The sequence below is a fragment of the Aeromonas sp. LsrichE-8G genome (assembly GCF_022869435.1).
Lineage (GTDB): Bacteria > Pseudomonadota > Gammaproteobacteria > Enterobacterales > Aeromonadaceae > Aeromonas > Aeromonas caviae.
The window spans coordinates 1-293 of record NZ_JALIHH010000283.1 but is presented as its reverse complement, the minus strand read 5'-3'; the positions used below and the strand labels follow the sequence as shown (position 1 = coordinate 293).

Here is a 293-nt window from a genome sequence, read left to right as displayed (position 1 = left end):
CCCGTCAGCGACTCGGCAAACAGCCGCTCGAGTGGCTGTTCAAACAGTGCGCCGATGTGTGGGGGCGGGAACGTTATCCTGAAGACCATTGGCACGGTTTACAGGTCTTTGCCATCGATGGGGCCCTGTTCCGAACCCAGGATATGTCTGAACTCAGAGCACATTTCGGCTCGGGTAACACCTCAACCAACCGGCAGACACCCTACCCGATGCTGCGGTTGGTCACGCTCATGAATGTCCGCTCGCATGTCATTGCCAACGCGGCCATCAGCCCGTACCGCAAAGGGGAAATC

The 293-nt window shown here is 58.4% G+C and carries 1 pseudogene; it reads left to right on the top strand.

Annotated elements, in window-relative coordinates:
- Positions 1-293, top strand: a pseudogene (locus MUW49_RS21265) (IS4 family transposase); the annotation flags it as partial.